The following is a 21302-nucleotide window of genomic DNA, read 5'->3' on the forward strand; positions in this document are numbered from 1 at the left end:
GGCGGGAGCTGTACTCGTCGCGGTCGATCGCGAGCGTTGTGTTCCTCTTGATCCGAAACCTGTTGCGGGGCAACGACCAATGCTGAAGTGGAGGTATGGGCGAGCTGACTTCGATTCACGGCACCGCGGCGGTCTCTCCGGCGGCACTGTCCGCGCTGGACGGAGCCGATCTGCGCCGCACCTTCGCGCACTTCCCCAGCGGGGTGGTGGCGGTGTGCGCCCGCATCGGCGGCACACCGCACGGGCTGGTGGTGAGCACCTTCGTGCCGGTGTCGCTGGATCCGCCGCTGGTGTCGCTGTGCGTTCAGTACTCGTCGGAGACCTGGCCCCGGCTGGAGAAGGCGAGCCGCCTCGGGCTGAGCCTGCTCGGCGCCGATCAGCAGGCGGCGGCCCGCGGCCTGGCTTCGAAGAACGGTGACCGCTTCCGCGATATCGATCTGCGTCCCGGCAACGGGAACGCGGCGTTCGTCGCGGGCGCGGCGGCCTGGCTGGAGGTTTCGGTGCACGAACAGGTTCCGGCGGGGGATCACGCGGTGGTGCTGCTGCGCGTGCACCGCCTGTCGGCCCAGCCGGATTCCGAGCCTCTGGTGTTCCACCGCAGCGGGTTCCGCGCGCTGCAGCGCCCGGCGGGGGAGAACCTGCGCGCTGCCGCAGGCTGAATCGGGCGCGGTGGGTTCGCGCCCGGCGGCAGGTTGGTGAATCAGCCTCGGAACGCGGCCAATTCGCGTCGCGAGGTTATCCCCAGCTTGGGATAGGCGTTCGACAGGTGGTATCCGACGGTGCGCGGGCTGAGGAACAGTTTCGCCGCGATGTCCTTGTTGGACAGCCCTTCCGCCGCCAGCTGCACGGTCTGGCGCTCCTGCGGTGTCAACCGCGTCAGCAGATCGGTATCCGCCGCCGTGGTCCGGGTTTCGCCGGTCGCGCGTAATTCGTTGGCGGCCCGCTTCGCCCACGGTCGCGCGCCGAGCCGTTCGAAGATCTCACTCGCCGAGCGCAGATGGCGCCGGGCGTCGGCACGCTGCTGTCGTCGCCGCAGCCATTCGCCGTACAGCACCTCGGTTCGTGCCCGCTCGAAAAGATATTCCGAACTGGCGTAATGGAATTCGAGCGCGGCTTCGAAGTGTTTCCCCGCCGCGTCGTCGTCCGCGAGCAGCGCCCGGCAGCGCTGCCCGATGGCCAAAGCCCAGCTGTGCCCGCTGTGATGGGTCCAGTTGACGTACACCTCGAGCCGGTCGCGGACTGCTTCGGTGCGTCCGATCCGATGCGCGGCCTCGATGAGGTCCGGCACGCTGGCCGTTCCCCCGTGCCGGTTCGGTCCGGCGAGCATGGTGGTGAACCGGTCGTACGCCGCCTCGGGCCGCCCCGTCGCGAGCTCGAGCAATCCCAGTGCGGCCTCGGCGTGAATGCTCGCCGGCGCGATTCCGCGCGCCAGGGGCTCGGAAACCAGTGCCCGGCAAGCGTCTTCGTCGCCGCGCAGGGCGGCGAGCAATGCCAGCGCCGCCGCCGCATTGCTGTGCGCGACCCGCTGCCCGGTATCGGCGGCCAGCCGCATGGCTTCGGATGCCGCCACGTCCGCGCGCCCGAGCTGCCCGAGAATGATCTCCACCCGCGATCGCAGCCACAGGACCGGCGCGAGCACCCCGAGCGCCCCGATGCTGCGGCAGTCCTCCTCCAAGGTCGCCGCCAGCCCCCGTGCGGCGGGCATCTCGCCCATGAGCAGATGCCAGTGCACCAGCTGCACCCGCTCCCGCAGACAATCCACATCGCGCCCGATCATCGGGTCGTTGTGCGGTGCAACGCCATTGGCGTGACCCGGCACCCGCCACCGATTGTCGGGCGACAGCGCCGAACCGGCGTGGGATGCGGCGGCCCCGCCCGGCTGGGGATCCGCACCGGATCGCACGGCGGCGGCCCCGCTCGGCTGGGAGTCCGCATCGGGTCGTACGGCGGCGGCCCCGCCCGGCTGGGAGTCCGCATCGGGTCGCACGGCGGCGGCCCCGCTCGGCTGGGAGTCCGCACCGGATCGTACGGCGGCGGCCCCGCCCGGCTGGGAGTCCGCACCGGATCGCATGGCGGTGTCGGTGGCGGCGGGGAGTCGCGCCTTGTGCAGGCGCTCCGATTCCATCCACGCGGTCAGTTCGCGCAGGGCGGCGGCGCCGCGTTGCTGGGTGCCGGGTTCCAGATTCAGGGCGTCGATCATCTCGGCCAGGGCTCGTACCCGTGGGGCGGCGGCGAGGCCGAGTTGTTCGGTCTGCGTGGCGGTTTGCCGGACCGAGTCCAGATCGCCCGCACTCCACGCGGATTCGGCGGCCTGGAACAGCAGCCGTCCCGCCATGTCCGGTTCGGTCTTCGCGAGGAGGTGCCCGATGTAGGTGAGTGTGCGGTAGGCGTCGCGGGGCCGGTCGAGCTCACGTTCGATCAGTGCCTGCAGCGAGGTGAGCTGTCCGAGCTGCGGCATCGGCGGCAGCACCATCGCGACATCCGGTGCGGTGGGTGCCATGGCCTGCTGCACGAATTCCAGTGCGGCATCGAAGTCTCCGGCATCGGAGGCCGCGTAGGCCGCTCCGGCGTACCGGCGCTGCCGGTCCCAGGCGACCGGGCTCAAGGCCGCGGCACGCTGGTAGGCCGCCGTGGTTTCCGCGAGCCCGCCGCGCGCCCGCGCGCACAACGCCGCCGCTTCCAGCGCGGCGGCGGCGCGTTCGTCGGGTCCGGTGGCCGCCGCCGCCAAATGCCATGCGCGCCGGTCGTCGAACGACTCCACCAGCGTCATGGCCAGCGCCGCGTGCGCCGCCCGCCGTTGCGCCGGAGTGGCCGCCTCGTGCGCCGCCGCGCGCATCAGCGGATGCCGGAACCTGATCCGGTCCCCTTCGAGCACCAGCAGCCCCGCCTGCTCCGCCGCCAGCACCGCCTCGTCCGCCCGGGCCAGCGCGTCGGCACTCGGCACCACGACAACCATTCGGGCGCAGGGTGATTCGCCGTCCGGTAACGCATCGGCGCGGTCGTTCTCACCGGTCGTTTCGCATCGAGCGCGCACCGCGGAGTCGGCAGTGCCGTCCGTCGTCGTGGAGTCGATGGCGCGCCCCGGTGGGCCCGGGGTCGCGCGGATCGCGGCCTGATCGGCGGCGGTGACGCTGGGGTGCTCGACGGTCCCGGATTCGAGATTGGCTGTGGCGGTGCGGATTACGGTTGTCTCGCCACTGGCGTCGGTGGCGGCGATGAGCAGTGCGTTGCGGACGGTGTGGGGGAGTCGCGCGATCTGCGCGGTGAACGCCTGCTGGATTCGCACGGCGGCGGCGGGCTGGCGATAGGGCGAGGAGTAGGTGTGCTCCGGTCGATCCAGGGTCGGCAGCACCTGCAGGGCGAGCGGGTTGCCGTGCGATTCGCGCAGCACCCAGCTCTGCGCGGCGGGCGGGAGTTCGGAGTGGGCGGCCGTCATCAGGGTTCGCGCATCGTGCTCGGAGAGGCCGGCGAGATGCAGTTCGGGCGCGTCGAGGTGCCGCAGTTCGGGGGTCGCGTCGTCGCGGGCCGCGAAGACGAGGGCGATGCGTTCCGCGTCCAGTCGGCGGGCGGCGAAGAGAATCGCGTCGAGGGTGGCCGGGTCGATCCATTGCGCGTCATCGATCAGGCACAGCAGCGGCTGTTCCTCCGCCAGATCGGCGAGCAGGGTGAGGGTGGCCGCGCCCACCAGGAACGAATTACCTTGGCCCGCACCGGAGGAGAAGGCCGCGTGCAGGGCGTCGGCCTGCGCCGGGGGCAGTGCGGTGAGCCGGGCGCGTTCCCGGCCGAGCAGCAGATGCAGACCCGCGTAGGGGAGTGTGCTCTCGGCTTCGGTGCCGGTGCCACGCAGCACCCGGAACCCGGCGGCTGCCGCGGCTTCGGCGGTTCGCGACAGCAGCGCCGTCTTTCCGATGCCCGCTTCGCCGCGCAGCACGAGCGCCCCGGAGCGCCCCGCCGCCGCCCGGTTCAGCAGCTCGTCGAGAGCCGAGATCTCCGCCGCACGCCCGTAGAACACGACTTTCCACACTACTGGACGGGCGTCTGGGCGAGTGGTCAGCTCGCGTAGGGCCGCACGCTGCGGGCGTCGCGGAGGGCGTGGCCCCACCAGGTCAGCTGGTCGAGCATGGTCTTGGCGGCGACGTCGGCGGCGGGGTCGACGGCGTTGCCGGTGGCGTCGAACTTGTCCCAGCAGTTGTGGAAGCTGACGGTGTCGCGGATGGTGGTGGCGTGTAGTTCGGAGAAGACGGGCCGCAGGTGTTCGACGGCGCGCAGGCCGCCGGCCAGGCCGCCGTAGGAGACGAAGCCGATCGGTTTGGCCTGCCACTGGGTGTAGTGCCAGTCGATCACGGATTTCAGGGATGCCGGGTAGCTGTGGTTGTACTCGGGGGTGACGACCACGAAGGCGTCGGCGGCGGTGAGCCGGGCTGTGAGGCCGGCCATCCCGGGGTTGTCGGCATCGCCGAGGACGGCGGGCACGGGGTGGTCGGCCAGGTCGATCAGGTCGACGGTCAGTTCACCGTGGTCGGCGGCGCGGGCGGCGATCCAGTTCGCCACGGTCGGGCCGAAGCGGCCTTCGCGGATGCTTCCGGTGAGAACGGCGATGTGCAGTGCGGCGGTGGACATGTCTGCGCTCCAGGGGATTCGGGGGATCTGCGGCCGGAGGTTTCGACCTGATGCCTCGACGGTATGGCCCGTCCCCGCCCGGTCGCCTCTGTCGAATGACCTGGTTTGCCGTCTCACCCCGGGGCCGGTCGGAAACCAGGTAATCCGACAGAGGCGACCGGGGCGCCCGGATTTCTAGCGTCATGACCATGAACGCGACACTCGCCCCGGCCCGCCCCGCTCGGGCCGCTGATGCTCCGCCGCTGGCCGCCATCGCCACGGTGGTGACGCTGGCGTCGATCATGACCGTCCTGGATCTGACCATCGTCAATGTGGCGCTGGACAGTCTGGCCGGCGCCTTCGACGCCCCGCTCTCCACCATCGCCTGGGTCGCCACCGGCTACACCCTCGCCCTGGCCGCCGTGATCCCGGTGACCGCCTGGGCCATGGGCAGATTCGGCGCGAAGAACCTGTACCTGACGGCGATCGTGCTGTTCGCGGTCGGCTCGCTGCTCGCCGGTCTGGCCTGGAACGCGCAGTCGCTCATCGCTTTCCGGGTGCTGCAGGGTTTCGGCGGCGGCATGATCGTGCCGATCGGCATGACGGTCATGATGCGCGCCTCCACCCCGGAACGGATGGGCCGCACCATGGCGCTCATGGGAATTCCGGTGCTGATCGGTCCATTGGCGGGCCCGGTGCTGGGCGGCTGGCTGGTGGATCAGGCGTCGTGGCGGTGGATCTTCCTGATCAACCTGCCCATCGCGGTGTTCGCCCTGATCGGCATCGCCCGGGTGCTGCCCGCCGAAACCCCGCAGCCGGGACGCACTCTGGATGTCCCGGGCCTGCTGATGCTGTCGCCCGGCCTGGCCGCGCTGATCTACGGCGTCGCCACCGGCGGTGAGCGTGCCGACTTCTCGACGCCGTCCGTGCTGGTGCCGACCGTCCTGGGTGCGGCCCTGGTGATCGGCTTCGTGCTCCGCGCCCTGCGCGTCCGGAATCCACTGCTGGATCTGAATCTGTTCGCGCACAGTCAGTTCCGCACCGGTGTTGCCACCCTGGCGCTGTTCAACTCCGCCTACTTCGGCTCCATGCTGCTGGCTCCGCTGTACTGGCAGGTGGTGCGTGGCGCGACCGCCACCGAGGCGGGCGTCTACGGTATCCCGCAGGTGCTGGCCACCGGCATCACCATGCAGATCGCGGGCCGGCTGGTCGACCGTTTCCCGCCGCGTCGGATCGTGCTGGCCGGAATCGTCACCGCCGCAGCCGGATTCCTGTTGCTGACCACCCAGATCCAGGCCGACACCGCGTACTGGCGGATCGCGCTGGCCGGTGTGGTCATGGGTATCGGCGTCGGGTCGACCATCATGCCGACCATCACGACCGCCAACCGCGGCCTGCCGCCGGAGTCGGTCCCGGCCGCTTCCACGGCCTTGAGCATCGTGCAGCAGGTGGCGTCGGCGACCGGTGCGGCCGCCATCTCGGTGCTGTTGAGCACGGCCATGGTGCGCGAGGCGGACGGCTCCACCCTGGATTCGGTGCGCGCCGCCGCCGAGCAGCGGGCAGCGCTGGCCGACGGGCTGGCCGACGCCTTCCGCGGCACCTACGGCTGGGCGGTGCTGGTGATGGTGCTCGCCGTGCTCCCGGCCCTGCTGCTGCCGCGCCGGTCGGCGGCGCAGCCCGCGTTGGGATCGCACTGAGTGCAAACCTGTGCGGGGTATTTCCCTGCTGCTGAAGTGGAAATGCCGGGTGATCGGGGTCGCATCACCCGGCATCACTGTTTGCCGGCAAGAAAATGGAGTACCAGTCATGTCGCAGGACGAATCGGCCGAGGGGCGGGGCGCGGTCGCGCCCGGGAAGTGGTCGTGGGTGACCGAGGACTGGCTGGCGGTCGTCGCCGGTCTGGCTCTGATCGCGTTGGTGCTGACCGGCATCCTGCCGGATGGGTTGGTGCCGTGATGAGTACGAGCCTCACCAAGCGGGAATCCCAGCGCGACAACGCGATCGCTCTCGGCGTCGCCGGTATCGCCGTGGTGATCGTGCTCGGCGCGCTCACCCGCTACCTGGAGGTGAACGTCCCCGAGTGGGCGGCGGGCACCGATTTCGCCAAGATCGCCAAGAGCATCGAGTTCCCCATCTACGCCATCGCGCTCGGTTTGATCGGCAATATCGTGCTGTGGAAACTCGGTCTGCGCGAACGGCTTTCGGCCGGTTTCCGCACCGAGTTCTTCATCAAGACCGGTGTCGTGCTGCTGGGCGCGTCGATCAATCTGAAGATTCTCGCCACGGCCGCTGGCCCGGCGATCATCCAGGCGCTGCTGCTGATCACCGCCGTCTTCGGTTTCACCTGGTGGTTCGGCGGTGTGCTCGGCATCGACGACCGGCTGCGCGCGCTGCTGGCGTCGGCCGTCTCCATCTGCGGCGTGAGCGCCGCCATCGCCGCCGCGGGCGCGGTGCAGGCCAAGCGGGAGCAGCTGGCCTACGCGGCCTCCATGGTGATCGTTTTCGCGCTGCCGTCGATTTTCGTGCTGCCCTGGCTGGTGGATGTTCTCGGATTGTCCGACGCCGTGGCCGGGGCGTGGATCGGCGGCAATATCGACACCACGGCGGCGGTGGCCGCCTCCGGTTCGCTGGCCGGTGAGAACGCCCTGCAGATCGCCACCATCGTGAAGACCACCCAGAACGCTCTGATCGGTATTGTCGCCATCGCGCTGACCGCGTACTTCGCCCTGAAGGTGGATCGCACCGGCACCGCGCGGCGCCCGACCATCGGCGAATTCTGGGCCCGCTTCCCGAAATTCGTGCTGGGTTTCATCGCCGCCTCGGTGATCGGCACCCTGTACGTGCAGTACGCGGACAAACCGAAGCCCGCCATCGCGACGGTGAACGATCTGCGCACCTGGTTCCTGATCTTCGCGTTCGTCTCCATCGGTCTGGGCTTCTCCGCCAAGGGCATTCGTGACGCGGGCCCGCGCCCGATCGTGGTGTTCGGTGCGGCGACGGTGGTGAATCTGCTGGTCGGCCTGGGTTTGTCGGTGCTGCTGTTCCGCGGTTTCCAGCCCTGATCCGCACCCCGTCGACGCGCAATTGAATTCACGTTGATCGTGACCGGCGACACCGGCGGCGGGAATTTCTACCGTACGGAACCATGAGTATCCTCGCGGCCCCTCCGGAATCCTCGGAGCATGCCGACGACGACGAGGCCCTGCCCGTCGCGCGTAAGCGCCATCCGTGGCGCTGGGTGACGGGCGGGATCGCGCTGGTGCTGGTGGCGCAGTTCGCGCACGGGCTGGTCACCAATCCGGGCTGGGACTGGGCCACTTTCGCCGACTACTTCACCGCGGCCTCGGTGCTGTCGGCCCTGAAGGTGACCCTGGAGCTCACGCTCTGGGGCACTCTGCTCGGCTTCTTCATCGGTATCTGGCTGGCCATCGGCCGGCTGTCCAAGAACCCTGTGCTGCAGGCGATCTCGTGGACCTACATCTGGGCGTTCCGCTCGATTCCGCTGATCGTGCAGCTGCTGTTCTGGTTCAACCTGGCGTACCTGTACAAGACGGTGTCGCTGGGCATCCCGTTCGGTCCGTCCTTCCTGGACTTCGACACCAACAATGTGATCAGCGGTTTCACCGCCGCGGTCATCGGCCTGGCACTGCATCAGGCCGCGTACTCGGCGGAAATCATTCGCGCCGGGATCATTTCGGTGGATCAGGGGCAGTGGGAGGCCGCGAAGGCGCTGGGCCTGCCGTGGCGTCGCCAGTTCTTCACCATCATCGCGCCGCAGGCCATGCGCGGCATCCTGCCGAATGCCGCGAACGAGGTGATCAGCCTGTTCAAGGGCACCTCGATCGTGTCCACCATGGCCATCGCCGAACTCTTCTACCAGGTGCAGGTGATCTTCGGCCGCAACGGCCGGGTGGTGCCGCTGCTCATGGTGGCCACGGTCTGGTACATCATCCTGACCACGGTGCTCAGCATCGTGCAGTACTACATCGAGCGGCACTTCGCGAAGGGGGCCGTGCGATGAGCAAGTACGCGATCGAACTGCGCGGCGTACGAAAGTCGTTCGGCGACAACGAGGTACTGGCCGGAGTGAACCTGGCCGTGCGCCCCGGCGAGGTGACGGTGATCCTCGGCCCGTCGGGCTCGGGCAAGTCGACCCTGCTGCGCACCATCAACCACCTGGAGAAGGTGGACGCCGGCATCGTGCGGGTGGGCGGTGAACTGGTCGGCTACGTGCGCAAGGGCAACCGGCTGCACGAACTGCCGGAACGCGAAATCCTGCGGCAGCGTTCGCGAATCGGCTTCGTATTCCAGAACTTCCATCTCTTCCCGCATCTGACCGTGCGGGAGAATGTGGCGCTCGCGCCCATCGCCTCGCAGCGCCGCCCCAAATCGGTTGCGCACGAGGAGGCGCTGGACCTGCTGAAGCGAGTCGGGTTGGCGGACAAGGCGAACGAGTACCCGCGTCGCCTGTCCGGCGGTCAGCAGCAGCGGGTGGCCATCGCCCGTGCGCTGGCGCTGCGGCCCGAGGTGGTGCTGTTCGACGAGCCCACCTCCGCCCTCGATCCGGAACTGGTGGCCGAGGTTCTCGATGTCATCCGTGACCTGGCCCGCGACGGCTCCACCCTGGTGATCGTCACGCACGAGATCGGTTTCGCCCGCGAGGTGGCGGACACGGTCGTGCTCATGGACGCCGGGCGGATCGTCGAACAGGGCCCGCCCGCCCAGGTGCTGGACGCTCCGGCGCACCCGCGCACCAAAGCCTTTCTCGCGCACGTGCTCTGATGTGCCTCCCCATCACGTAAGGAAATCCGCACCCATGTCTCTGTCCAGCCGTCGCAGACGGATCACCGCTGTCGCCGCACTCGCCGTGCTGAGCCTGTTCGCGGGCGCGTGCGGGAACGCCGAGGGCGGCAGCGATGTCGCCACCGCCAACGGCGTCAGCTACGACCTGTCGCCCGAACAGCCGGGCCGGGTGCACGCGCAGCGGGTGGACGAGATCGCCGCCCTGGTGCCGCAGGCCATCCGCGATCGCGGCACGCTCGTGGTCACCGGGTCCGCCGGCGCGGCCCCGCCGCTGCGCTTCTACGCCACCGACGACAAGACCGTGGTCGGCTCCGAGATCGACTTCGCCGCCGTGATCGCCGACGTGCTCGGCTTGAAACTCGATGCGCGCGTTGCCGATTGGGCGCAGAACTTCGTGAAGGTCGACTCCGGCGAGGTGGACCTGTTCGTCTCCAACGTCACCGTGACCGAGGAGCGCAAGGAGAAGTACGACTTCGCCACCTACCGGCAGGACCGGATCGCCCTGGAGATCCCCGAGGCCGCCACCTGGACCTACACCGACCGGAAGTCGCTGGCGGGCAAGAAGATCGGCGTCGGCTCCGGCACCAATCAGGAGCAGCTGCTGGTGAAGTGGAACGAGGAGAACGTCGCCGAGGGCCTGCCCAGGATCGAGATCCAGTACTTCCAGCAGGTCACCGACTACTACCTCGGCCTGTCCTCCGGCCGCCTGGACGGCTATATCGGCCCCAACCCCACCGCGCAGTACCACGCCGCCACCGCGAAGCAGACCAAGGTCATCCAGACCTTCTCCGGGGCGGGCGACGTCCTGCAGGCCGAGATCGCCGTGCTCACCAAGAAGGACAACGGGCTCGTCACCGCCATCCACAAGGCGCTGCAGCAGCTCATTTCCGACGGCACCTACCAGCAGGTCATCGACCGCTGGGGGCTGAAGACCGAAGCCGTCTCCGAGTCCCGCGTCAACCCGCCGGGCCTGCCGAAGAAGAAGGGGTAGCCCGGTGAAATTCCTGCTGCTGACCCTGATCACGCACACCCCCGACCCCAGCACCGGGGACACCGAGACCGCGCGGCAGCGCCTGCGCCGCGTCGTGCACAGCGCGACGCTGGCCGAGGATCTCGGCTACGACGGCTTCGCGGTGGGGGAGCGGCACGAGGATCCGTTCATCTCGGCCGCGCCGCCGGTGGTGCTCAGCCATATCGCGGCCGTCACCGAGCGCATCGCCCTGTTCACGGGTGTGACCACCCTGAGCCTGCTGGATCCGGTGCGCGCCTTCGAGGACTACTCGACCCTCGACAATCTCTCGGACGGCCGCCTGGAGATCATCATCGGCAAGGGCAACGGCGCGGCGCAGGCCCAGCTGTTCCACGTCACCACCGACGACCAGTGGGACCGCAATCGCGAAGGCTACGAACTCTTCCGGCAGCTGTGGGAGAGCGAGAGCGTGACGTGGGAGGGCCGCTTCCGGCCCTCGCTCACCGACGCCAAGGCGCTGCCGCGTCCGCTGCAGCCGCGCCTGCGCATCTGGCACGGCAGCGCCACCAGCTACGAATCCGCGGATTACGCTGCCCAGCACGGTGATCCGCTGTTCTCCGCCAATGTCACCAATCCGATCGAGCCGTACGCGGAATTGATCCGCCACTACCGCGAACGCTGGGAGACCTACGGCCGCGATCCCGCCGACGCGCTGGTCGGCGCGGGCACCGCCGGATTCCTGGTGACCCGCACCTCGCAGGAAGCGCTCGACGCCTACCGGCCCATCTTCGAGGCCCGGCAGGCGGTGGCGCGGAAGTTCCACGTCCCCCTCGTCTTCGACACCGTCGAGGATTTCGCCGCGCGTTCCTCGGCGCTGATCGGCTCGCCCGAGCAGGTGCTCGACAAGGTGCACCGCTATCACGAGCAGTTCGGTCACGAGGTCATCCACCTCGGGGCCGACGGTGACGGGCTCACCGAGAAGACGCATCGCGAAAGCCTCGAACTGTTCCAGGCCGAAGTCGCGCCCGAACTGCGCGCCCGCATCCCCAGCCGCCCCCTGGGCGCAGATCGTTACCCCTCCGGAGTTCCCCAGTGAAGAACCCTGCCGTGCCGGCCGCCAAGCGACCCATCGTCCTGATGGGTGTGCTCGCCGCGACCCTCACCCTCGCCGCCTGCGGTGGCGGCGACACCACCGGTACCGCCGATGCCGGTCCGCCACAGCCCGGCGGAACCCTGCGCTACGGCCTGTCGGGCGCGCCGACCTGCTCCGATCCGGCGCAGTCGGCCACCAATCAGACGCTGTACGTGACCCGGCAGATCGTGGACTCGCTCACCGATCAGGATCCGGCGACCGGAGAGCTGCGCCCGTGGCTGGCCGACAGCTGGTTCATCAGCCAGGACGCCAAATCCTTCACCTTCCACCTGAAGGACGGCATCACCTTCAGCGACGGCACCCCACTCACCGCGGACTCGGTGCGCAAGAACTTCGATTCGATCGTGGCGCTGGGCGCGGTGAAGGCTCCGCTCGGCGCGACCTACCTGGCCGGGTACACCGGCAGCACGGTGGTCGACCCGCGCACCGTGCGGGTGGAGTTCGATTCCCCGAACGCACAGTTCCTGCAGGCGAGTTCGACCGCGCAGCTGGGCATACAATCCGATGCCACCGTCGCGAAGTCGGCGGACGAGCGCTGCCTGGGCGGCAATGTCGGCAGCGGGCCGTTCAGCTACGGCGAATGGAAGCAGAACGCCTCGGCCACCCTGCTCAAGCGCACCGGATACACCTGGGGCTCAGCGATTTTCGCCAACAAGGGCGACGCCTACCTGGACCGCATCGTATTCACGGTCGTCCCCGAGACCGGGGTGCGCACCGGCAGCCTCTCCTCGGGGCAGCTGGACGCCATCAGCGACGCGCTCCCGCAGGATGTCGCGCAGATCGAAGGCGCGGGCGGCCGCGTGGAGTTCACCACCAACCCGGGCATCCCGTTCGGCCTGCAGCTCAACGTGACTCGCGGCCCGCTGCGCGACGCCGCCGTGCGCGCGGCGCTCACCCCGGCGCTGAACCGGCAGGAGCTGGTGGACACCGTGCTCGGTCCGCAGTTCAAGCCCGCCACCAGCGTGCTCGCCTCCCGCACGCCCGGCTACGCGGACCTGTCGTCGCGGGTGAGGTTCGATCAGGCCGCGGCGAAGCAGGCCCTCGACGAGGCGGGATGGGTGGCCGGTGGCGACGGCATCCGCGCCAAGAACGGTGAGCGCCTGGCCTTCAACGTGGTGTACTCCGCGGTGTTCGCGGGCAATCAGGCCGTGCTGGAACTCACCCAGCAGCAGCTGCGCGCCGTCGGCGTCGAGCTGAAGCTGGAGCCGGTGCCGGTCGCCGAGGCCACCGCCCGGCAGAACAACAAGGACTTCGACACCTACTACTACAACTCCAGCCGCGCCGACGGCGACATCCTGCGCAGCGCCTTCGCCTTGAACGGGCGAAACCTCAACGTGCGCAACGCCCCCACCAGGCTGGACGACCTGCTGGCCCGGCAACTGGCCGCCACCGACGCCACCGCGCGCACCGAACTGCTGGCCGACGCCCAGAACGCCATCCTCGACGAGGGACTGTGGCTGCCGACCATCGAACTCTCACAGGCCATCGGCGCGGGCTCGAACGTACAGGCGGTGACCTTCGACGCCTCGGCGCGACTGTCCTTCCACGACACCTGGGTGCGGAGGTAATCCCATGGGCCGGTACGTGATCGGGCGGATCCTGCAGGCGGCGCTGGTGCTGTGGGCGGCGTTCACGCTGTCCTTCGTCGTGCTGTACCTGCTGCCGTCCGATCCGGTGGAGATCGCCGCGGACCCCGGCGGGGGCACGCCCGTGGACGCCGCGGCCATCGCCGAGATGCGCGCCAGATACGGCCTGGACCAACCGGTTTGGGAACAGTACTGGACCGCGCTCAGCCACGCGGTGCGCGGTGACCTCGGACGCTCCATCGGTACCGGCCAGACCGTGACCGCCGCGCTCGGCGAGGCACTGCCCTCGACACTGGCGCTGGCGGCGACAGCGCTGCTGTTCGCGGTGCTCGGCGGCGCCGCGCTGGCGCTGGCGGCCGCCTATACGCAGCGGCCCCGGCTGCGCGGACTCCTCACCTCGCTGCCCTCGCTGGGCGCGTCCATGCCCACCTTCTGGGTGGGACTGCTACTGCTGCAGGTGTTCTCGTTCCAGCTGCGGCTGGTGCCCGCGTTCGGCGGCACCGGGTTCAACGGCACCATCCTGCCCGCGATCACCCTCGCCATCCCGGTCGGCGCGGTCATCGCGCAGGTGCTCTACTCCAGTCTCGTCACCACGTGGCGGCAGCCGTTCGTGGAGGTCGCCTTCGCCAAGGGCGCGTCGCGCTGGTGGGTGCAGCTGCACCACGTTCTCCGCCCGGCGGCCGCGCCCGCCATGACGATCACCGGCCTGTGGGTCGGCACGGTGCTGGCCGGTTCCGTGGTGGTCGAAACCGTCTACGCGCGAGCCGGAATCGGCCGCCTCACCCACGAAGCGGTACTGCGCCAGGACATTCCGATCGTCCAGGGCATCGTCGTCTTCGCGGCCCTGGTCTTCGTGACCGTGAACCTGCTCATCGACCTGATCCACCCCCTCCTCGATCCCCGTGTCGCCCACAGCAGCTCGAAGGAGCGCGCCCATGCCTGACGCCCGCGACCTACCCCACCGCGTCTTCGCCGCCCTGCGCACCGGCCTGCGCGCGACGACCTCCGGCCCGCGCTCCCGGCAGCGCCTGCTGTTGCTGACCCACCCGCTACTGGATCCCGGTGTGGCGTACTGGATTCCGGAAGACGACGGCGCCGATGTCTGACCTCCGTGTCCGCCCGGACCTGCTACCGCGACGTCCGAGCGAAACCCAGCCGGCGGACGGCGTCGGGACGAGCGGGGTGCCGAGCCGGAAAACTCTGCGCGCGAACGCCGACACCCTCCGCGCGAATGCCGGTGTCGCGGTCGCGGTGCTGATCGTGCTGCTGGTGCTCGGATGGGGCACCGCGCCATCGGTTTTCGCGAGTGGCGATCCACTGACGGGCGTACCCGCACAGAAGTTGCGCGGGCCGAGCGCCGAACATTGGTTCGGGACAGATCATCTGGGGCGCGATCTCTATACGCGGGTTGTGCACGCGGCGGGGTTGTCGCTGAGCGCTACGGTGCTCGCGGTACTGCTCGGATTGGTGGCCGGGGCGGTGCTCGGGCTGCTCGCGGGGGCGGTGGGCGGGATTGTCGACACCGCCATCAGCCGGACCGTGGATGTGCTGCTGTCGATTCCGGAGCTGCTGATGTCACTGGCGCTGGTGGCCGTCCTGGGGATGGGCACGCGCAATGTGGCCATCGCGGTCGGGATCGCGTTCATCGCGCGGTTCACCCGCGTCATGCGGGCCGAGGTGCTGCGGGTGCGGCAGGCCCCGTTCGTGGAGGCGGCCTTCGCCTCCGGGGTGCGCCGGCCCGTCGTGTTGCTGCGGCATGTGCTACGCAATGCCTACGCGCCGGTCGCCGCCCTGGCCGTCGTCGAATTCGGGGTCGCGGTGCTGGCCGTCGCCTCGCTGAGCTTCCTCGGGTACGGCGCGGTGCCGCCCACGCCCGAATGGGGATCGCTCATCTCCGAGGGCCGGAACTTCCTCGCCACCGCCTGGTGGCTGACCACCCTGCCGGGTCTGGTGATCATCGCGCTGGTGCTGGCCACGCAGCGCATCGCCCGCGCCATCCACAAGGACAATGCCCGATGAGTGACGCGCTGCTGAGTATCGAAGGGCTCCGGGTCGAATACCGGGGGAGCACCGGCACGACGACCGCCGTCGCGGGCGTCTCGCTCACGGTCCAGCGGGGCGAGACCGTGGCCCTGGTCGGCGAATCCGGTTCCGGCAAATCCACTTTCGCGCATGCGGTGATCGGGCTGCTCAACGGTGGCGTGATCACCGGCGGTGAGATCGTCTTCGCGGGCGATCGCCTCGACCGCGCCTCGCACAAGACCCTGCAGGGGATTCGCGGGGCCCGCATCGGACTGGTGCCGCAGGACCCGGGCACCTCGCTGAACCCGGTGCTGCGCATCGGCGATCAGGTGGCGGAGGTGCTGCGCATCCACGGCCGCGCCGACCGCCGCACCGCTCGCGCCGAGGCGGTCCGGATTCTCGGGGCAGCGGGGCTGGATCGTCCGGAAGTGCGTGCCCGGCAGTATCCCCAGGACCTCTCCGGCGGCCAGCGCCAGCGCGTGCTGATCGGCATCGCCATGGCCTGCGGGCCGGAACTGATCATCGCCGACGAGCCGACCAGCGCCCTCGATGTCACCGTGCAGCGCCGCATCCTCGACCATCTGGCAACCCGCACAAGGGAATCCGGCACCGCCGTCCTGCTCATCACGCACGATCTGGCAGTCGCCGCCGAGCGCGCAGACCGCATTGTTGTCATGCGGCATGGCCGTGTAGTCGAAACAGGCACGGCCGCCGAGGTTTTCGGCAACCCGCAGCATGAATACACCCGGCAGCTGCTCGCCGCCGCTCCCACACTCGGCTACCCCCACCCGACACTCGCCCACCCTGCACGGGCCGCATCGGGCGAAGTGCTGTTGTCCGCTGCCGGGCTGTCCAAAACCTTCCGCATCGCGCGCGGCGTCACCCTCACCGCGGTGAACGATGTCTCACTGGAGGTCGAGCGCGGCGAAACCCTCGCTGTCGTAGGCGAATCCGGTTCCGGCAAGTCGACCACGGCCCGCATGCTGGCCCGCCTCACCGACGCCGATTCGGGCACGGTCACCTTCGACGGGCGCGACATCACAACCCTGCGCGGCCGCGGGCTGCGGGAGCTGCGGCGGCGGATCCAGGTCGTCTACCAGAACCCCTACGTATCGCTGAACCCGAAGCTCACCATCGGGCAGATCGTCTCGGAACCCTTGCAGGCGTTCGGGATCGGGGATCGGTCGAGCCGTCGCGACGCCGTGGCGGAGCTGCTCGAACAGGTGGCGCTCCCCGCCGCCTACGCCGCCCGCCGCCCCGCCGAACTCTCCGGCGGTCAGCGTCAGCGCGTGGCGATCGCCCGCGCGCTGGCGCTGAAACCGGACCTGCTGATACTCGACGAACCCGTTTCCGCACTGGACGTCTCGGTGCAGGCGCAGATCCTGGATCTGCTGGAGCGCCTCCAGTCCGAACTGCACCTCGCCTACCTGTTCATCTCACACGACCTGGCCGTGGTGCGCAGGCTGGCCGACCGCGTCGCGGTGATGCGGCAGGGCATGGTCGTCGAAACAGCGCCGACCGCAGACCTTTTCGAGCGTCCGGCCACCGACTACACCCGTGAACTTCTCGCGGCGGTACCCGGAGCGTTCGCCGCGGCGCGCAGCGGTGCCGCTGTCGTGGTGCCCGCCGGATCGGACGCTCCCACACCCGCTCCTCTGGAAAGGACCGCCTGATGCCGTACCCCACCCCGTTACTGCTGGGCCTGGAACTGTCGGGCACCGGCACACACCCCGCCTCCTGGCGTCGGCCCGATTCGCGCGCCGAGGAGCTGTTCACCGCTCGCTATTGGGTGGACGCCCTGCAGGCCGCCGATACCGCGGGCTTCGACTTCGCTTTTCTGCCGGATTCCTTCGCGCTCCAGCAGCGGGGTGCGGTGGGGCGGCTGGAGGCGGTGGCCGTGGCGGCTCGCGCGGCGGCGGCCACCCTGCGTATCGGGCTGATTCCGCAGGCTCCGGTCACGCACACCGAACCGTTCCATGTCTCCAAGGCCATCGCGTCGCTGGATTTCGCCAGTTCCGGTCGTGCCGGCTGGGAGCCCGTCGTGTCCGAGGGCGAGGCGAAACTGTTCAGCCGCAAGCCGGAACAGGACGCGCGTTCCCGCTGGCACGAGGCGGACGAGGCCATCGACGTGGTGTCACGGCTGTGGGACAGCTGGGAGGACGACGCCGAGATCCGCGATCAGCCCACCGGCCGCTTCATAGACCGCGACAAACTGCACTACATCGACTACTCGGGCGACAACTTCTCGGTGAAGGGGCCGTCCATCACCCCGCGCCCACCGCAGGGACAGCCGCTGGTCGCGGTGCGCGCCGCCGAACCGCACAGCGCCCGCGTGGCCGTGCACCGCGCCGACCTCATCCGCATCGCCGCACCGGATTCGGCGGCGGCCGCCGCCACCCGCAGCGAACTTCGTTCGGCGGTAGCCGCCGCCGGACGAGACCCCAACCGCGTGCGGGTACTGCTGGATGTGGACATCCACCTGGCCGCCGACCCGGACCACGCCGCCGCCGAGGTCGCACAGCTGGAGGAGTGGACCCCCACCACCGCCCCGAACACGGTCTTCCACATCGGCACCGCCGCCGAACTGCGCACCCTGCTGCGGCAGGTCGAAACCGACTGCGCCGCAGACGGTGTGGTGCTGCGCCCCCTCGCCCTCGCCGCCGCGCTGCCCCAACTGCCCGCGCTCACCCCCACTCTGCGCGCCCGGCTCGGCCTGCCGCGCCCCACCAGCCGATACGCCACCGCATGACCACGCCGCCACCCGCCTGTGCCGCCACCTGAGGAGAACCATGCCGGAACGCCGGATTCGCAAGCAGATTCACCTCGCCGCCCACTTCCCGGGCGTCAACCACCACACCGTGTGGACCGACCCGAACTCGGGCAGTCAGATCGACTTCGCCTCCTTCGTCCACCTGGCGCGCACCGCCGAACGCGGCCTGTTCGACTTCTTCTTCCTCGCCGAGGGCCTGCGGCTGCGCGAACATCGCGGACACATCCACGACCTGGACGTGGTGGGGCGGCCCGACACCTTCACGGTGCTGAACGCACTCGCCGCCGTCACCACGCATCTGGGGCTGGCGGGCACCATCAACACGACCTACAACGAACCCTTCGAGCTGGCAAAGCAATTCGCGACGCTGGATCACCTGTCGGGCGGGCGGGCCGCCTGGAACGCGGTCACCTCCTCGGACGCGTTCACCGGCGAGAACTTCCGGCGCGGCGGCTATCTGGAGCACGCCGAGCGGTACACCCGCGCCCGCGAGGTCGTGGACGCCACCCGCGCACTGTGGGACAGCTGGCCCGAGGACGCGCTGGTCGTGGACCGTGCACGCGGCGTCTTCGCGCGGCCCGCGCCCTCGGTGCGCATCGCATCCGATCAGTTCGACATCGACGGACAGTTCGTGCTGCCGCGCAGCCCGCAGGGACATCCCGTGCAGATCCAGGCGGGCGACTCCGACGAAGGCCGCGAATTCGCCGCCGCCACAGCCGATGTCATCTTCAGCGCACACGGCGAACTGGCGGATGGGCAGCGGTTCTACCTCGACGTGAAGGACCGCCTCGCCAAGTACGGGCGCGCCCGCGACGATCTGAAGATCCTGCCCGCCGCCGGATTCGTCCTCGGTGACACCCCGGAGCAGGCGCAGGAGAACGCGCGGCACATCCGCCGGCAGCAGGTGACGCCGCAGACCGCCATCGCCTTCCTCGAACAGGTCTGGGGCACAGACCTTTCCGCCTACGACCCGGACGGCCCGCTGCCCGATATCGACCCCGTCGACGATGTGAACATCACCCGCGGCCGCGTCCGGCACGCCAAGGACCCGCGTGCGGTCGCCGACGCCTGGCGGGCGCGCGCCGCGGCCGAACGCCTCTCCATCCGCGACCTGATCATCGAAACCACCGCCCGCCAGCAGTTCGTCGGCACACCCCGCCAGGTGGCCGCCGACCTCGACCGCTACGTGCAGAGCGACGCCGCCGACGGTTTCGTCCTGGTCCCGCACCTCACCCCGACCGGCCTCGACGAATTCGTCGACAAGGTCATCCCCGAACTGCAGGAGCTGGGCAGCTTCCGCACCGAGTACCCCGGCCCGACCCTGCGTCACCACCTGGGCCTGCGTCATCCCCACCATCGCACCGAAGGAGTTCGCGCATCATGACCGCAACCATCACCGAATTCGAGCAGCAGTGGCGGACCTGGCGCACCGAACGCGACCGGTGGGCGCGACAGCCGCTGGGCTGGCTCAGCCTCACCGGCCTGCACTGGCTGGGCGAGGAGGCGGAATCGTTCGACGGGCTGCCCGGACGGTGGCGGGCCGACGCCGAGAACGTCTACGCCACCATCGATTCCGGCTCCCCGGCCCGGAACGGCTCGGCCGCTGTCGAATCCGGCGCGGGCGAGGTCGTGACCCAGGAGGGTGCGGCACTGTCCGGCGCGGTGACGCTCGCCCCCGTCGAGGGCGCGCCCGGTCTCGAACTGCGCGTGGGCGACCGGCTCATCGAGGTGATCCGCCGCAGCGGACAGGCCGCCCTGCGCATCCACGATCCCGCCGCACCGACCCTGGCGGCCTTCACGGAAATCCCCGCCTACGAACCGAATCCGGCCTGGAACGTGACCGGGGTCTACACCCCCTTCGAGGTGGCTCGCGTCGTCACCACCGGCGCGGTGGTGGACGGCCTGCAGCATCACCACTCCGCGGCGGGCACCGTCACCTTCACCTTCGACGGCACCGAGTACACCCTGCTGGTCTTCGGCTCCCACCTGCTCGGTCAGCACGTGCTGTTCACCGACGGAACCAGCGGCGACACCACCTACGGCGGCGCGCGCCGCCTCGACCTGCCCCGCCCGGCCGCGGACGGCACCGTCGTCCTCGACTTCAACCGCGCCCTCAACCTGCCGTGTGCCTTCACCGACTACGCCACCTGCCCGGTGGCGCCGCCGGAGAACCGGCTGCCCGTCGCAGTCGTAGCAGGAGAAAAGGATCCACGTAAGGAGCACTCGGCATGACCATCCCGCTGTCCATCCTCGACCTCTCGCCGATCAGCGCGGGGTCCACCGCCCGTGACGCGCTGCGCAATACGGTGGACCTCGCACAGCAGGCCGAACGCTGGGGCTACCGGCGCTACTGGCTGGCCGAACACCACTTCGTCCGGGTCGCGAGCTCGGCCCCGACCACACTGCTCGGATTGCTCGCCGCCGCAACGGAATCCATCCGACTCGGCACGGCGGCCGTGCAGCTCGGCCACCACACCTCGGCCTCGGTCGTGGAAGCCTTCGGCACCATCGACGCGCTGTACCCGGGTCGCCTGGATCTGGGTCTGGGCCGCTCCGGTCATCGCGGCGACCAGTTCCGGACCGCCGGTGTGCCGCCGGTGCCGCCCGCGCCCGACCGCGGTACCGAGGTGCGCGACGGGGTGGTGATCCCGCCGGTGTTCACACCCGGCCGGCTGCTCGACACCTCCCGTCTCGCAGCGGGATTGGCGACCCTGACGCTGCCGGGTGCGCAGTCGCTGCCCTACGGCGAGCAGGTGCGCGAGATTCAGGCACTGCTCGACGGCACCTACACCGCGGGTGATGGCGTGGAACTGCACGCCGTCCCGGGCGAGGGCGCGGATGTGCAGCTGTGGCTGTTCGGCAGCAGCGGCGGTGAAAGCGCCCAGCTCGCAGGAGAATTGGGGCTGCCGTTCGCGGCGAACTATCACGTGTCGCCCGGCACGATCCTGGAAACCGTCGAGGCGTACAAGGCGGCCTTCCGGCCCTCGCAGCGCCTCCCCCGGCCGTACCTGGTGGTCTCCGCCGATGTCGTGGTCGCCGAGGACGACGCCCGCGCCCAGCATCTGGCCTCCAGCTACGGCCACTGGGTGTACAGCATTCGCAGCGGTGCGGGCGCGGCCGAATACCTCGACCCCGACACCGCGCCGCCGCTGACGGATCAGCAGCGCCGCCTGGTCGACGACCGCGTCACCACCCAGTTCGTCGGCTCGCCGGGCTCGGTGGCCGAGCGGCTGGCCGCCCTCCAACAGCTCACGGGTGCGGACGAACTCGTCATCACCAGCGTCACCCACGACCACCGGGACCGTCTGGATTCCCATCGGCTGCTCGCCCGGGAGTGGGGTCTCACCCACGTCCGCGCCGCCTGAGACTCCCCGTCACCCGGCAGGGACGGGGACTCCA

The 21302-nt window shown here is 69.8% G+C and carries 19 protein-coding genes; 17 read left to right on the forward strand and 2 right to left on the reverse strand.

Features of this window, described 5'->3' with window-relative positions:
- The first annotated feature begins 95 nt into the window (after positions 1-95).
- Complete coding sequence (locus JK358_RS03590) at positions 96-659, forward strand: flavin reductase family protein (RefSeq protein WP_201943425.1); 564 nt, start codon at positions 96-98, stop codon at positions 657-659.
- A gap of 41 nt (positions 660-700) precedes the next feature.
- On the opposite strand, the gene JK358_RS39835 is transcribed toward JK358_RS03590, so the two are convergent.
- Together JK358_RS39835 and JK358_RS03600 are read right to left on the reverse strand one after the other, a co-directional pair.
- On the reverse strand, positions 701-4012 hold the full coding sequence (locus tag JK358_RS39835) for a helix-turn-helix transcriptional regulator (RefSeq protein ID WP_201943427.1): 3312 nt from the start codon (positions 4010-4012) through the stop codon (positions 701-703).
- 38 nt (positions 4013-4050) lie between these two features.
- Positions 4051-4620 carry an NADPH-dependent FMN reductase gene (locus JK358_RS03600; RefSeq protein WP_201943429.1) on the reverse strand — a complete coding sequence of 190 codons (570 nt, stop codon included), beginning with the start codon at positions 4618-4620 and terminating at the stop codon, positions 4051-4053.
- 188 nt (positions 4621-4808) lie between these two features.
- On the opposite strand from JK358_RS03600, the gene JK358_RS03605 reads away from it, so the two are divergent.
- The 16 genes from JK358_RS03605 (at position 4809) to JK358_RS03680 (ending at position 21268) form a co-directional block, all read left to right on the forward strand.
- A complete protein-coding gene (locus JK358_RS03605) occupies positions 4809-6296 on the forward strand; it encodes a DHA2 family efflux MFS transporter permease subunit (RefSeq protein WP_201943431.1) in 1488 nt (495 codons plus the stop codon).
- 109 nt (positions 6297-6405) lie between these two features.
- A complete protein-coding gene (locus tag JK358_RS03610) occupies positions 6406-6555 on the forward strand; it encodes a hypothetical protein (protein WP_201943433.1) in 150 nt (49 codons plus the stop codon).
- Positions 6555-7661 carry a YeiH family protein gene (locus tag JK358_RS03615; protein ID WP_201943435.1) on the forward strand — a complete coding sequence of 369 codons (1107 nt, stop codon included), beginning with the start codon at positions 6555-6557 and terminating at the stop codon, positions 7659-7661. The genes JK358_RS03610 and JK358_RS03615 overlap by 1 nt, the downstream gene beginning before the upstream one ends.
- A gap of 83 nt (positions 7662-7744) precedes the next feature.
- Positions 7745-8620 (forward strand): amino acid ABC transporter permease, encoded by an 876-nt coding sequence (locus tag JK358_RS03620; protein WP_201943437.1) that lies wholly within the window; start codon positions 7745-7747, stop codon positions 8618-8620.
- Positions 8617-9381 carry an amino acid ABC transporter ATP-binding protein gene (locus tag JK358_RS03625; RefSeq protein ID WP_201943439.1) on the forward strand — a complete coding sequence of 255 codons (765 nt, stop codon included), beginning with the start codon at positions 8617-8619 and terminating at the stop codon, positions 9379-9381. Before JK358_RS03620 ends, JK358_RS03625 begins: the two co-directional genes overlap by 4 nt.
- A 34-nt stretch (positions 9382-9415) precedes the next feature.
- A complete protein-coding gene (locus JK358_RS03630) occupies positions 9416-10393 on the forward strand; it encodes an ABC transporter substrate-binding protein (RefSeq protein ID WP_201943441.1) in 978 nt (325 codons plus the stop codon).
- Positions 10394-10397: 4 nt separating this feature from the next.
- Positions 10398-11468, forward strand: coding sequence for an LLM class flavin-dependent oxidoreductase (locus JK358_RS03635; protein ID WP_201943443.1), 1071 nt, complete (start codon positions 10398-10400; stop codon positions 11466-11468).
- A 41-nt stretch (positions 11469-11509) separates the two neighbouring features.
- On the forward strand, positions 11510-13093 hold the full coding sequence (locus JK358_RS03640; protein WP_201943831.1) for an ABC transporter substrate-binding protein: 1584 nt from the start codon (positions 11510-11512) through the stop codon (positions 13091-13093).
- A 4-nt stretch (positions 13094-13097) separates the two neighbouring features.
- Complete coding sequence (locus JK358_RS03645; RefSeq protein ID WP_201943445.1) at positions 13098-14054, forward strand: ABC transporter permease; 957 nt, start codon at positions 13098-13100, stop codon at positions 14052-14054.
- Positions 14047-14217 (forward strand): hypothetical protein, encoded by a 171-nt coding sequence (locus JK358_RS03650; RefSeq protein WP_201943447.1) that lies wholly within the window; start codon positions 14047-14049, stop codon positions 14215-14217. Before JK358_RS03645 ends, JK358_RS03650 begins: the two co-directional genes overlap by 8 nt.
- Complete coding sequence (locus JK358_RS03655) at positions 14210-15130, forward strand: ABC transporter permease (protein WP_201943449.1); 921 nt, start codon at positions 14210-14212, stop codon at positions 15128-15130. The genes JK358_RS03650 and JK358_RS03655 overlap by 8 nt, the downstream gene beginning before the upstream one ends.
- Positions 15127-16806, forward strand: a complete 1680-nt coding sequence (locus JK358_RS03660; protein WP_201943451.1) for a dipeptide ABC transporter ATP-binding protein — start codon at positions 15127-15129, stop codon at positions 16804-16806. The genes JK358_RS03655 and JK358_RS03660 overlap by 4 nt, the downstream gene beginning before the upstream one ends.
- Positions 16806-17882, forward strand: a complete 1077-nt coding sequence (locus JK358_RS03665) for an LLM class flavin-dependent oxidoreductase (RefSeq protein WP_201943453.1) — start codon at positions 16806-16808, stop codon at positions 17880-17882. The genes JK358_RS03660 and JK358_RS03665 overlap by 1 nt, the downstream gene beginning before the upstream one ends.
- Positions 17883-17922: 40 nt before the next feature.
- Entirely contained in the window at positions 17923-19287 is a 1365-nt protein-coding gene (locus JK358_RS03670) for an NtaA/DmoA family FMN-dependent monooxygenase (RefSeq protein ID WP_201943455.1), read from the forward strand.
- The gene (locus JK358_RS03675) at positions 19284-20135 is read left to right on the forward strand and encodes a DUF1684 domain-containing protein (RefSeq protein WP_201943458.1); all 852 of its coding nucleotides are present in this window, start codon (positions 19284-19286) and stop codon (positions 20133-20135) included. Before JK358_RS03670 ends, JK358_RS03675 begins: the two co-directional genes overlap by 4 nt.
- Positions 20132-21268: an LLM class flavin-dependent oxidoreductase gene (locus tag JK358_RS03680; RefSeq protein ID WP_201943459.1), complete on the forward strand. Its 1137-nt coding sequence runs from the start codon at positions 20132-20134 to the stop codon at positions 21266-21268. Before JK358_RS03675 ends, JK358_RS03680 begins: the two co-directional genes overlap by 4 nt.
- Positions 21269-21302: the final 34 nt, after the last annotated feature.

Source organism: Nocardia acididurans (assembly GCF_016741815.1).
GTDB lineage: Bacteria > Actinomycetota > Actinomycetes > Mycobacteriales > Mycobacteriaceae > Nocardia > Nocardia acididurans.